A 13097-nucleotide genomic window follows, 5' to 3' on the forward strand; every position below is an offset into this window, starting at 1 on the left:
ATGTACGACTTGACGGAGTAATGCCAGCATTATAAGCTAACCTCATATTTTAAATATGAGGTTAGTCATGAGTGATATTCTCGTTCCAGAGCAAGTGAAAGCCGCACGGGCGCTCCTGGCTTGGTCGCAGCAAGATCTAGCCAAGAGGTCCCATGTGGCTACATCGACAATTGCAGACTTCGAGCGCGGAGTTCGCACGCCGGTCGCGAATAATGCTCAGGCCATTCGGGATTCATTTGAGGCTGAAGGGCTTCAATTTTTTGCCGGTGGTGTCGTGGAAAAGGCAATGCTTCCTCAGTCTCCGTCGGTACATCCAGGTGGATTGATGCGTTGGGTGAATGCAACTGATCTTTCACAGTGGGCGGAACGTCGCGACGCACAGAGTGCCATGCCAGAGCTGATACGCCGCCTTATTTTTGCGACAGTAGGACCTGCGGCAGATGTGCATTTTCCATCGGATGAGAGTGTTCAACATGGCGGGTGGGACGGTCAGTGTAGGACTGGCATTGGGGCACCTTATGTCCCGCCTGGAGATTCTGTATGGGAAATCGGGACTCAACGCACCCGCATCGGCAATAAGGCTAACGATGATTTCGCGAAACGCTCAGAAAACCCCCTTGGATACGATCCGTCACAAACCACCTTTGTTTTTGCGACTCCACAGCGATTTTCGAACAAGGCAGATTGGGTTGCTCAACAAAGAGCACTTGGTAAATGGCGTGATGTAGTATTGATCGACGCTGATGACCTTGTACATTGGCTGGAGATGTGTCCGGCGGTCGCACAATGGCTTTCAGTCAAGGTCGGTCGCAGACCAGTCGGGTTACGTAACCTTGAAGAGGTATGGTCGGAATGGACAGGCGCGACTACCATACCAATCACGGCAGATGTGCTGCTTACGGGACGAGGCGAGGACCAAATCGCGGTACTTAGGTGGTTGCGAGAACGCCCGCAACTTTTTTCTCTACAAGCCGACGATCCTGAAGAGGCATTTGCCTTCCTTCATGCCGCGATTAGTCCGCTGCCTGAATGCTACAGACTATGGCATTGGAGTCGTTGTGTTGTAGTGGGAAGCAATGAGGTCGCAAGGCAACTCGTCGGTCTTGGTACACCACTCATCATTGTTCTCTCCGACCCAGAACCGGGAGTTGCGCAGCGTTTAGTGGATGATGGACACCACGTCTTCTCAGCTTATGGTTCGGGTATAATCGCCAATTCCAGTGGCTTACGGCGCCTTCATAGACCGTGGAAATTCGATCTCAAGGTTGCCCTCGTGGGCGCGGGGATGGATGAAGAGGCCGCCCATACCTGCGTTCATGCGTCAGGCCGAAGCATTACAGTGCTGCGAAGACTAAAGCCTGTCGCTCCTCACAACCAGCTTGAATGGGCGAGGAAAGCACCTTCGGAGTTGATTGCAGCCATGTTTGCTGGAGCCTGGGTCGATACGTCTTCTCAGGACAGGATGATTATTAGTGAACTGGCCGATTGTTCTTACGAGCAATTCGAAGCTGTGCTTGCGCCATTGGCTGCTTCAGTTGGCGGTCCATTGGTGCGCTCTGGAAATCTCTGGAAAGTTGTATCATTAAAAGATCTCTGGATGCAGATCGGTGGGCAGATTACTACGAGTCAGTTAGAACGCTTCGAAACTACCTTCCACAAGGTACTTGGCAAGGCCAATCCCCGTTTCGCTACTCGACCTAAGAGTATTTACTACGAGGCCGAGGGTGAGTTTGAAGAACAGCCATCGTCGGCTATACGCGGAGGATTTACGGAAGCAACCATCGCGATGGCCGTTTTGCCGGGCGATGCTACTGTCATATCGGATATCCGAGCGCGAGCAGATCGTATTGTCCGTAAGCTATTTCAAGGGGCAGGGGCTGCGCTCTGGTGGTCCCTCTCAAATGATTTTAGGAATCTGGCTGAAGCCGCACCTAATGCGTTCCTTGATGCAGTTGATACAGGACTTGAAGGTGATAATCCACCCATCCTATCTCTGTTCCGTAGTGACGAGGGAATGATGTACCGGACTGAGTACCTATCGAATTTGTTGTGGGGACTTGAAGTGCTTGCCCGCAGTTCAGATTATCTAGCGCAAGCCGCACTTTTGCTTGTGCGCCTTCACGAAATTGACCCCGGTGGTAGATGGAGCAATCGACCTTTCCCCTCACTTCGTCGTATTTTCGTTAGTTGGTCTCCGCAAACCTATGCTACACCGGCGGAACGATTGAAGGTGATCGATACAATTTTGCGCCGACATCCTTCAGTCGGATGGAAGCTTTTGCTGGCGATCTCGCCGCGCTTTCACGACATTACCGAGCCTTCCGCAAGACCAAACTGGCGCGATTTCACTCCAGACGGGCATGAAGAGGTTACGTTGCCGGTGCTTGCCGCAACGACAAATGCAATTGGCCAGCGATTGCTTAAACACGTAGGCTGTGCCTCGAAACGGTGGCTCCAACTTTTGAGCCTTTGGTCAAATTTCGACTCTGAATGGCGAAAGCTAGCAGTGGAGCAACTAACGGTTGCTGTGAGAGTGCTTGATGAGCCAGATGAGATTGAGTCAATGCGTGACGGGATACGGTCATTGTTGTCCAAACACCGAGCATTAGCAGATGCGCAGTGGGCAATGGGCGAGGATGCGCTGAGACCCCTTGATACCATATTAGAGATCCTCCAACCAACCGGGATTCAGGAGCGCTTACGATGGCTTTTCCACCCTGGCGCTGCGTCGTTGGGCCTGAATGGTGACTGGCTTGCTGAACAAGAAAAGTTAAGGCAGTCGCAAGAGGCAGCCGCAGCTGAGTTATTGACAAAGCTGACACCTGATGAGCTATTTTCTTTTGCGATAACGATCACTATGCGGAGGGAACTCGGTGTCGGAATCGCCAATTCGAGCGTGTCTGATGAGCTTAAGTACACATTAATGAAGCGAGGCATGTTGGCATCCGAGCTCGCAGAGGCTGAACTGGGTCTCGGGATTTTCTACGGAATGAAGGTTCGAGCGGGGGCCGATGGGGACTCATGGGTGCAAAGCTTGTGGGAGCGAGCTATTGCGGAGGAATGGGGTAATGACGCAGAGCTTCGCATCGTTCAGGCGCTGCCTGTAGACACATCTACTTGGAAAAGAATTGAGGATCGCAGTTCTGCCTTGAGTGATGCCTATTGGCGCTCTATAGGGGTTTTCCAGATTGCTGGAGATTCAGATTTTCAAGAAATTGTTGCGAAACTGTTGAGGTCAGATCGCGCCATTGAGGCCGTTGGCTGGTTATCTCACCACATTGGATTGAAGCCTGATGGTCGCTTGCTTGTTTCGACATTGTATGCAGCAGCACGCGTCTCAAGACCTATTGAGGGAGATGAGGCGACAATGCTGAGCCACAATGTTGGCATCATTCTGGATTACCTGGATTCTGACGCCAACGTTCATGAGCAGGAGATAGCTAGTTTGGAGTTTATCTACTTTAATGCGCTACGCTACTCCCGACGCTCAGCGCGAACGCTTCATCGTGCGCTGGCACAAGATCCTAAACTTTTTGTTTACTTCATCAAGCTTGTCTACTTCCCGGAAGAAGAAAGCGGTGTCGTTGAAGAAGAACCAGCAAATCTTGAAAAGGCACAGGGTATGGCGAGTAATGCGTATCACGTGCTGGCTGAGTGGACGCATGTCCCTGGCGCCAATGAAGTAGGCGAGATTGATGGTCATGTTTTAGAAACTTGGGTAAATAACGCACGAAAACTTCTATCTGATATTGGCCGTTCTGTGGCGGGGGACATTCAAATTGGTGAAATTTTATCTGCTGCAAAGCGCAGTCAAGAAGAACCTTGGCCGCCAGGACCAGTAAGGGATGTGATCGAACTTGTCAGGAGCAAAGAGTTAGAACGAGGCTTCGTGACTGGTCTGTACAACAGACGTGGCGTAACCGTGCGAATGCCACATGATGGTGGTATTCAGGAGCGAGTGCTAGTTGAACAATATCGGCGTGATGCGAACGAACTTCGTTTTGAATGGCCACGAACAGCGGCTTGCTTGGAACGAATTGCTGATATGTACGACGATGAGGCAAACCGCGAGGATGTCGTTGTGGAACAGCGGGAGTGGCTTTGAATTTGCCTAGGCAGGGATCGGGAAATCAATCCAATCCCAACGATTGTTGGGATTCCATCCTCTACGGACTCGCGCAGACGTTTCACTTGAGCGTTAAAACTTCTGGACCCCATTGAGCAATGATTACGTACATTTGTACTGTGGGCAAAGAGTAAAGTTAAATACTAAATTTTGTGTCGCCTTACATGTGCTGACTCGAACTTAATCAGACAACCTTGTTTTTCTGGGTCCAATCCGATCTAACAGTCGGCTCTGTGCCAGATAGCAGACGCTGTTCACCCCTGTATGTTAATCACTGGGGAGCAGGTCACGTTTTCTATATGGACTTATCAAAAGTTAACGCTATAGAGCGTATAACTAATTTGATATTGCTACAGGAATCATTAATGCAGTTCTAAATAATGCAATAAGGGAAATCTGGATGATCAGAAGGTTCCGGCTGGAGCAGAAGTCTCATTACGAGCAGCTAGTGATTGCTCAGCGTTTGTCGGACATGCTTGATAAGTTCTTAGATGGCAGGAATGCCCCACTTGCGATCGGTGCTGAAAAGGGTGGCATTGAGGAATGGGATGACGTGGTGATTCAACACTCTCCAGACTCCTTTGAGCATCTGCAGATTAAACGGCAGACAACTGATTTCTGCATCAAAAATCCAGATAAAACAAAACAGTCGGTCAAAAAAAACAAAGATGGATCTCCAGAAACTGAGCCAACGAACTCAGTCATAGACTCGGCATTCGCAAGTCTTGCTAGGCACGCGAGTTTAGGCACATTCGATTCACCTCCCAAGCGTCAGTTCCAACTGACCCTCGTGGGTGCACATCTGAAAATTAAAGATGACCTTACAGTCAATCATTTGGATGAGTTGTGCAAACTGTGTCGCCAAGACGGGCTTGATCTGAACGAATTAGCCAATCGCCAAGACGGCCCAACCCAACGGGCCTATCTTTGGCTCACGACTTGGTGCGGGTTCAAAGATTGGAGCCAGATCAGGGATATCCTACGTTGTGTCCAAATCATTTGCGTAGGCAACGATGCGAACTTAAAGGAGCGCTCAATTAATTCACTCGGTCGTCACTTTAGCGATCCTAGACGGACACTTGACCGCTTAATTACTTATATCACAGCTGAGACATCTGACGTGTCAGCTTTAGGTTGTCATGCGGTAGTTCGAGAACTAAAGGACGAACTTCGTCCAGATATCGAAACCTGGGCTCAGTATCTGTTAAGCGACGAATCTCTGCCGACCGGCAAGTCGTGGTCGTTAGCTGGGACTCATGATCTTGGTAGTGTGGCTCCTAGGTCTGCGGAGGGGGTTGTCGAGCACATGTGGAGTAGTAAACCTGGAAACCGTAAGCTCAGGATATACGCCCCATACATGCCCCCCATCGGTGCAAATCTCACTCTTCCATCAGCAATATTGCGCATGGCTTTGCACTTGCCCAATGGCAGTCAGAGTCTGATGCTAGGCGAATCAACGTGGCGCAGTAGCGTCGGCCTTGAAATCGGGCACACGCTCGGTTGCGCAGAAAACGACCTTAGCAATCTACCGTGGATCGAGAACACTGAGCGTCTTGAGTGCGTACAGGATCATGAATTTAAGACACAAGGCGCGGCTAGAGTGGAAGCTGATGCGCTCGCTAGCGCAATGGACGACTTGCTGTGGCAGCGCCTTATTCAAGGCGCCTCTGAAAAGCTTAGCGCCATTACAGATTCGGCGCTCGCTGACGCTATGGAAACGGTTTGGCAGACATGGCTCGTCGGGTTCGCTAAGAATCTTGAGAGCCGCCGAAAATTTCTGGATCAACTTCTATACCCGAAAACGGAAGGAAAAAATGCAAAGTGTGCACTTCGCCTTGGCCCACGTACTTTGAATCTGCTGGTCACCGCAGTTGAAACCCTGTTGATGGTTGCAGTGGGGTTCCCTGGCAGCAGCAACGACTGGGAATCCTTTCCGGATTGTGGGCCGGTACTGAGCATCGCTCTTAAGTATTGGTCTGGCCCCTCCGGAGGTGCCCCGGAAGTCCGTGAGCTGTCTGACGATCCTTTGATAACGGTTATCGGCCCTTCCCCTACCCCAATCGTAATCTTGTCAGGCGTGAGTACTTCCCCATCAGAGTTATTAAACATAGGAATGGCTGACGACTCCGAGACGGCTACCACTATGGCGGCTGAGCGCCAGCCGCACCTGCTCGTCACCAGGTCAGGAGCGTTTAATCATCTGCGTAAGGGGACTCTGGCCTCCGTACGCCAACACTTCAGTAAGCAATGGCAAGATCGACTGCTCGCTCGCGAGTCAGCCATAGAGAAGAATACGAAAGGATCCTGAAATGCCTACAATCTCGGAGATCGTTACAGCCATCTTAACGTGTGCTGAAGGCCGCTATGAAGTTTCTTTATCAAATGCATTTGAACTGGCGTCTCCGTCGATTGAGATCGACTCTACTACGGTGCAGCTCAAACGGATAAATCGGGAAGGTGCGGGCTGGCGGACTGTATTAATCGCAGCCATTCCCTTCGATTCGGCAAAAATCCAAAGCGCATTTCGGTGGGCAGCTGATGTCCGTGACATGCTTGCGGAGCCGCAAACAGCCGACCTTTACATGTTCTTGCTCATCGAAAATATTGCATCAGAAGACGCGGCTCGCCTCGAGACGGACGATCGTTTCTGCAGAAAGGTAGTGATCAGAGTCCAGGAAGATATCGACTCCTTTCTAAACCGTACTTTCTTGGCGACCCTTTCAGTCGCAGGAGAATCAGACAACATCGTCGATCCTCTGCTAGCGTCCCTGAACTCACTGAGCCTCGCACACACTTGGGTGGAGCCGCATCTTGAGAAGTGGCGAGAATTACTACTGTCTGGACAATCAGGCGATGATATCGTTAAAGCCCTAAAGGTTGCGGCGTTTGGTGACAGGGACTTCAAATGAAACAGCTTAAATCTATTACGCTCTCTAACATCCGCAGGTTTGGCGTCGAAACGACGATTGAACTTAGCCGTGGTGCAACCATTATCCTGGCCCCCAATGGTACTGGAAAGACGGCGTTCTTCGAAGCTATCGAGTTGTGTCTCACCGGCAATATTTCACGAATCAGCGAGAATCTTTCTCCAATCATTCGAGATACTCAAACCATGGCCCGTGTAAGCCTGGATTTCGGTGATGTACAAGTCTCTGCTCAAGTGAGTAATCAAGGTGACGTTCAAAGAACGGGTGACCTTCGCCCCCTTTTTCCAGATACAAATCCGGAGGACATACCGTTTTTGTTGAGGCTTACCCATCTGCTTGATCAACGGGAAGGGGAATGGCTGGTAAAGGCAGATGCCAAAGTTGCGGGCTCTCAGCTCGCACGGTTGCCGATTGGCAAGGATGGTGCCCAAGTGATTTCTGCCCTTGGCGGCATTCGCCGCGCCCTCACAGAGCAACTGAAACAAGCCAATAGAGGACTCGTAGCGCTCGAAACAGAGTTTGGTGAATGGCAAAGCTTGACCCTTGACCGGGATATAGCTGCTTCTCAATCTCAAGGCGCACTTCGTAGTAAAGAAAATATTGCTGAATCCATTTCGGACATTGCGCGCCAGACGCAGAGCTTCGAGCAGTTGCCTGCAGGCCTACTTGTACCGCCATTGGGGCAGGATGGCTTGGAAACGGTGCACGATGCATTAGAGCAATTGGTCCAAGCCAAATTAGTCCGACTTCGTGATCAGATAACGGCGCTGGTTGGAGTTGACGGACTCATAGGCCGATTCGTTTCTGAGCAAGCACGTTCAGAGCAGCTCGGTAACGATTTCATCACTGTTACACAGGAGCTTGCACAGAAGAAACAAGAACGAGCTCTGATCGCTGCCAATCATGAGCGACTCCAGCAGGATTTGGTTTTAGCAGAAGGTGAGCGAGATGTGATCGTTCAACAGCTCAATCGTCTCATGAATGAGGCTCAGGCTAAAGAAGCAGTTGAGCAAGGCAAGCAGGTTCTGGAGATTGCTGATAAGGATCTGAACAGCGCTGAGTCTTTGGCCTCCGATTTGCGTAGCGAACGTGAAGGTAACCAGCAGCTCGGCATTCAACATGACCTCATCAACAAACAACGCAAGACGTTGCTAAAGATAGACGCTGACCTTCGCACCGCACATAAACTCTTGGAACGTTGGGAGCAGACTCTTCAGCACGTTGCGGATATTACGGGCTCAATCAGTCGGGAAGAAACGCAAGAGGATGCCCTTCAAGAACGTCTTCGCACCGCAATTTCGTCAAGGATGTCCGCTGAAGCTGAGGAACTGGCCGCGAAGAGCCATCACGAGATTTTGACCTCGGCCGCAGATTCGATACGGCAAGCCGTAGCATCCATCGCGGCCCACCTGCCAAGCGATCGTGGTGATTGCCCCTTATGTGGTGAAGAGCACGGAGCAGTTGATCTTCATGAGCGTATTACTAAGGCCTTAGAAGCTATTGACCCAAATGTTGTCGACGCAGAACGACGCGTTAAGAAAGCAGTTGATGCTTTACGTGAATGCACAGAGGCGGTAACACACGCCGAAGCAGAACTGAAAGCATGCAAAGGTAGGATTGTTGTACTGAAACTACAGCAGGTGGGCCTGGCGTCAGACATCAACGATTTCAGAACCAACGCTCTGCTCGACGGCGATACAGTACCCCTCGCGAAAGAATCGATCCGACGTCGAGAAGATGCCAATACTTCAGCTAAGCTTCAGCTCGATGAGAAGCAGCACAGTCTTGCGGCTATACCAACCCCTGAGATCATGGAGCGGGCTCAGAACGATTACAATTTGGCTGTTTGTGCACTAGACTCCGCCAAGCGGGGCCGAACAGAAGCCAGCAGCAGGCTGGAGCAGGCGACCGCAGCATTGGCAGCAATCACTATAGACGCCCCGCCATCAAAAACGCTTGCGGAGTTGTCCTTGGCGCAAAACAAAAATACTATTCAGCTCATTGAATTGAGCGCTAAGGTGACGGCTGAAAAATCCTCCTTGGATCGGCAGAAAATTCAACTGGCCGATGTGATGAGTAGAGTATCTGATCTGGAAAAACAGCTAACTGATGTTCAATCTCGTCTTGCTACTGTCCGATCTTCCTGGCGTCAGCTATCGTTCCCCGGAGATCCAACTGTTGAGGTTGCGAGCAGTAGAGAGGCTCAGTTGCAGTCATCCGTCACTGACTTGGATCGACATTCAGAAAAGCTACAAACTATCAAAATCGAGATTTATGCATGGAGTAAATTGGAGCAGGCACGTCTCGCTCAGGGTCTCTTAGATCGTCGTCGCGACGAGTTATCGGAAGAAGAGTTCACCTACAAGCTTCGTCAGCAAATAGAAAAAGAACAGTCGGGTCAGCTACGGCTGTCGCAACTATCTGATGCGATGGAGACGCTCAATCGGCACCTATCCACCGAAATCGCTAATGTTCACAAACACGTGCTCGCCGTAGTTCCGCGGTGGCAGGCGCTCTTGAAGCGAGTGGTTAGAGAACAACGCTTTACCGGGACGAATCTAGATTTTCGCAGCATCTATAGAAAGGAACATGCTGAAGTATCGTTACCGCTGCACGGGGAGTCAGTCCCGGTATCGGCCATAGCCAGTGAGGCTCAACTGACTGATTTACAACTTACCTTTCTGCTGTCAATGCCACTGGATCATCAGTGGTCTTCCTGGCGCTGTCTGCTTCTAGACGACCCAACCCAGCACCATGACCTGGTACATGCAGCGTCAGTATTCGATGTGCTGCGAGATTACATCGTCGATCATGGCTTCCAGATTGTAATTGCAACTCATGATGCCCTTCAAGCTCGTTACTTCATGCGTAAGCTGCAAAATGACGGAATCGAAGCACGTTTGTGGTCACTCGTCCCAACCCCTGAAGGCGTTACGGCATCAGAAAGCACCTGGCCGGGTAAAAGTTAGTCTGCGCGGCGGCGTTGCAAATTTCATGTGTGCCTACCTGTAAAGATTTGTGGTTACAACACGATTGAAGAAGGTGCCGCGGCTCTTTATGCGTTCATTGAAAAGGTTTGCGGCATCACATGCGTCTGGGAACCTAAGAAAAAATAGCGGTACCCCTACCTGGATTGGGGGCAGTCCAGTTATGCCCGCTTCACGCTCATAGCCAACTGAGGCAGTTTCTTGCCAAAAGTGGACGAATGGTAAGGATAAAAACGATGAAAAAGCATGACGAAAAAAAGACCAATTTAAAAACAACGATTTCGAAAGTCGCTGATGTTGGTACTAACTTTGCACTAAGTTTTGTTCCGGGCGCATCTTCAGTCTATGAACTTGCAAAACTTGGCGTTAATCAAGCCAGAGATTATATCCAACAGAAGCATGAAAAAAGAATTTCAGATTTCCATATGATGCTTTTGAAACCTGATGCTGAATGGGATGAACGTACGAAAAATGTATGTATAGAGGCCGTTGATTATCATCTTTTGTTGAATGCTTGTATACAAGATCTTGAAGATGAAAAAACAGAACTCTATGCTACACTTGCCAGAAATGCGGCTTACAAAACATTGCAATCTAACGATATTCGTTTCTTTTCAATATCATTGAGTGAAATGACGTTTCATAGCATGGAAGAGATGCGACTTGCTTATATAGCATTAAATTACCATTTAATTCCCCCTAGCGGATCAGGCAGGTTTAAGAAATCTCTATCGATAACGGATGCTTTATCTGAAGAAAGTTATGGCCGTCGAATGATGGAATTACGCGGTTTTGTTAGTGAAGGGAAAATTAATTCCTTCGGGCAAAGATTCATCAAGGCATGCTATCCATCAGACAAATTGAAACCTGACTCAGTAAGAATCTGCGAATGGAAAAACCCCAACTCCCCGCTGTTAATGATATCTTATGATCTTGATGATAGCTTTGTTAGTTCTTTTTCTATGCATTTAACCCGCGAGCTAAGAAATATTGGTTTTAGAACTACACCACTTTGCGCTATCAATCGAAGACCGACATTATTATCACCCACTAGTCGCAGTATTTTGATTTTCAAAAACAGGCCTGAGCGCATCATTGAAAATCAACGATTTATTGAGAAAATTATTGAAACTGGTTGCATTGCTATACAGCTTAGACAGGATTATCCAGCGCTACTGGAATCTTTACGTGATAAATTTGAAGCCATTATCAAAACTGACATTTGTGACCCATCTATTTCGGCAAAGGAGGTTATAACACAAATTTACACTCCCGATAAATAGGACTAATTACTCTTATGGTCCGGGTCCAAAATCAATGCATAGATAAACCATAGTTCCCGGCCTTTTTGTTGATACTCAGTCCTCCCTGCTATGGCTATAAACACAACAAAAGTCCACTTCTCGCTCGAAGCCGCCTGAAGTCCTGTGGACTGATCGTTGCAAAAAGCGGATGTTACAAAGATCACACGTTGCATCAATTAACGGCCTAGATTACCCATTATTCATCCTTATTCAGTCAATTTGGCCAATTTCATTTTTTGATATCAATTTTACACACATTGCCTAATTCTAAATCTTTTTTAACCGTAGACAGAAAATCTGGAATAACATTTATAGATTGCCGTATATAGTTTCTCCCATCAATCAAATTTCCTTGGGCGCATAATATTTTTGCAGCATTGATCGCCATAAATTTTTTGACTGTTTCGTTATTGCTATCAAGCCTAATTGCACTGTCAGATCAAGTCGCGACTAATACAGCTAACTTCTACACGTTATTCCTTTTTAGCAAAATCAAATGGACTCACCGCCCCTTCCCGATTAGCATCCAAGTAATCCGCCCACCATTGCAGCATCAGCCTCCGCTCATCCAAATGCTCCGCCTTATGGATATACGCCGCACGCACGCTGTTTCGCTCCTGATGGCTCATCTGCCGCTCTACCCCATCCCTGGACCACAATCCCGATTCAATTAATGCACTGCATGCCATGGCTCGGAAACCGTGACCGCAGACCTCGGTTTTTGTATCGTAGCCCATAACGCGCAGTGCTTTATTGACGGTATTTTCACTCATCGGTTTTGATGAGTGATGATCGCCAATGAAAATGAGCTCATTTTCCCCACTGATATCGTGGATTTCACGCAGTATTTCGACTGCTTGACGGCTTAGTGGAACCAGATGCGTCGTATGCATTTTGGAACCGCGCTGAGAAAACTTAACGTTATCGATGGATTCACGCTCGCCGGGTATCGTCCACATAGCGCGTTGAAAATCAATTTCAGACCAACGGGCAAAACGGAGTTCACTGGAACGGATAAATACCAACAGCGTCAGTTTCACGGCCAGCGTGGTGAGCTTTCTTCCCGTATAGCTATCGAGACGCTGCAACAATTCGGGAATGCGATCAAAATCCAATGCGGGGCGATGGAGCCGTTTGCCGATGGCAATTGCTCCAGCCATTTCTTGACCAGGGTTGTACTTGATCATGCCGCTTTGAACAGCATAACGCATTATGGCTGTCGTTCGCTGTTGCAGCCGTGATGCCACCTCAAGACGGCCAGACATCTCTACGGCTTTGATGGGTTTCAACAAATCTTGAGTGTCAAGTTCCGCAATATGTCGAGCGCCAATAACAGGGAAAAGGCAAACTTCCAAGCTTTTCAGCACATGCGCACTATGAGATTCCGACCACTTTTTATTGCTGGCATGCCAAGCTCTGGCTACAAATTCAAAAGTATTGCCATCACTGAGTTGCTCAACCTTCCCCGCTTTTTTCTGTTCGTTGGGGTCTATGCCATTGGCAATCAGCTTCCTGGCGTCATCCCGTTTTCGCCGTGCAGCAGCAAGCGAGACTTCAGGATAAACACCCAAGGCAAAATCTTTTTGCTTGCCGTAAAAACGATATTGCAAGCGCCAATATTTAGCGCCATTGGGTTTAACCTGCAGATGCATCCCATCGCCATCTGTTAGCTTGTAGGTCTTATCACTGGCTTTTGCGGTTCTGACTTTTATGTCCGTGAGTGCCATTTTCACGTCCTCATCGTTGGTATCAG

At 49.0% G+C, this 13097-nt stretch carries 6 protein-coding genes; 5 read left to right on the forward strand and 1 reads right to left on the reverse strand.

Annotated elements, in window-relative coordinates; all coding sequences use genetic code 11:
- The first annotated feature begins 67 nt into the window (after positions 1-67).
- The 5 genes from ACL2XO_RS26170 (at position 68) to ACL2XO_RS26190 (ending at position 11323) form a co-directional block, all read left to right on the forward strand.
- The gene (locus tag ACL2XO_RS26170) at positions 68-4105 is read left to right on the forward strand and encodes a helix-turn-helix domain-containing protein (RefSeq protein ID WP_413741885.1); all 4038 of its coding nucleotides are present in this window, start codon (positions 68-70) and stop codon (positions 4103-4105) included.
- A 421-nt stretch (positions 4106-4526) separates the two neighbouring features.
- Positions 4527-6434: an ABC-three component system protein gene (locus tag ACL2XO_RS26175; RefSeq protein ID WP_413741886.1), complete on the forward strand. Its 1908-nt coding sequence runs from the start codon at positions 4527-4529 to the stop codon at positions 6432-6434.
- Between the two features lies 1 nt (position 6435).
- Positions 6436-7035 (forward strand): ABC-three component system middle component 1, encoded by a 600-nt coding sequence (locus tag ACL2XO_RS26180; protein ID WP_413741887.1) that lies wholly within the window; start codon positions 6436-6438, stop codon positions 7033-7035.
- On the forward strand, positions 7032-10022 hold the full coding sequence (locus ACL2XO_RS26185; RefSeq protein WP_413741888.1) for an AAA family ATPase: 2991 nt from the start codon (positions 7032-7034) through the stop codon (positions 10020-10022). The genes ACL2XO_RS26180 and ACL2XO_RS26185 overlap by 4 nt, the downstream gene beginning before the upstream one ends.
- Positions 10023-10276: 254 nt before the next feature.
- On the forward strand, positions 10277-11323 hold the full coding sequence (locus tag ACL2XO_RS26190; protein ID WP_413741889.1) for a hypothetical protein: 1047 nt from the start codon (positions 10277-10279) through the stop codon (positions 11321-11323).
- A 494-nt stretch (positions 11324-11817) separates the two neighbouring features.
- On the opposite strand, the gene ACL2XO_RS26195 is transcribed toward ACL2XO_RS26190, so the two are convergent.
- Entirely contained in the window at positions 11818-13071 is a 1254-nt protein-coding gene (locus ACL2XO_RS26195; protein ID WP_413741890.1) for a tyrosine-type recombinase/integrase, read from the reverse strand.
- Positions 13072-13097: the final 26 nt, after the last annotated feature.

This window comes from Sodalis sp. RH15, assembly GCF_047324255.1.
In the GTDB taxonomy this organism is placed as follows: domain Bacteria; phylum Pseudomonadota; class Gammaproteobacteria; order Enterobacterales; family Enterobacteriaceae; genus Acerihabitans; species Acerihabitans ligni.

What these genes read in the sequence shown, in the direction of transcription:
- ACL2XO_RS26170 (WP_413741885.1), top strand. Translation starts at nt 68, where the DNA reads ATGAGTGATATTCTCGTTCCAGAGCAAGTGAAAGCCGCACGGGCGCTC.
- ACL2XO_RS26175 (WP_413741886.1), top strand. Translation starts at nt 4,527, where the DNA reads ATGATCAGAAGGTTCCGGCTGGAGCAGAAGTCTCATTACGAGCAGCTA.
- ACL2XO_RS26180 (WP_413741887.1), top strand. Translation starts at nt 6,436, where the DNA reads ATGCCTACAATCTCGGAGATCGTTACAGCCATCTTAACGTGTGCTGAA.
- ACL2XO_RS26185 (WP_413741888.1), top strand. Translation starts at nt 7,032, where the DNA reads ATGAAACAGCTTAAATCTATTACGCTCTCTAACATCCGCAGGTTTGGC.
- ACL2XO_RS26190 (WP_413741889.1), top strand. Translation starts at nt 10,277, where the DNA reads ATGAAAAAGCATGACGAAAAAAAGACCAATTTAAAAACAACGATTTCG.
- ACL2XO_RS26195 (WP_413741890.1), bottom strand. Translation starts at nt 13,071, where the DNA reads ATGGCACTCACGGACATAAAAGTCAGAACCGCAAAAGCCAGTGATAAG.